Origin of the sequence: Bradyrhizobium jicamae (genome assembly GCF_001440395.1) — a bacterium.
In the GTDB taxonomy this organism is placed as follows: domain Bacteria; phylum Pseudomonadota; class Alphaproteobacteria; order Rhizobiales; family Xanthobacteraceae; genus Bradyrhizobium; species Bradyrhizobium jicamae.
In genome coordinates this window covers 3,487-3,842 of record NZ_LLXZ01000210.1, presented here as the reverse complement: position 1 = coordinate 3,842, position 356 = coordinate 3,487, and the positions used below count along the sequence as shown (strand labels likewise).

The following is a 356-nucleotide window of genomic DNA, read 5'->3' as shown; positions in this document are numbered from 1 at the left end:
TCGGACATCATCTATCGCATTGACCCGACCGACACCCCGCTCATGTCAGCTCTTGACACGGAGAAGGCGACCGCGGTCAACCACGAATGGCAGACCCAGGCTCTGGCGGCGGCTTCCGGCTCCAACGCGCAGTCTGAAGGCGCCGATTTCGCCGCGGTTGCGGTCACCCCGACCGTTCGTCTCGGCAATATCGCGCAGATCAGCTCCAAGTATGCGCAGGTCACTGGCACCCAGCAGGCGGTCAAGCACGCCGGCCGCGCCAATGAAATGGCCTACCAAGAGATGCTGAAGGGCCTCGAGCTCAAGCGCGACATGGAGACCATCCTGTTCGGCACGAACCAGGCGAAGTCCTCGAG

At 62.9% G+C, this 356-nt stretch carries 1 protein-coding gene; it reads left to right on the top strand.

All coding sequences use genetic code 11. From position 1 onward, the window contains the following. A partial coding sequence (locus CQ12_RS45440; RefSeq protein ID WP_198164355.1) for an SU10 major capsid protein occupies positions 1-356 on the top strand: 356 nt, incomplete at both ends.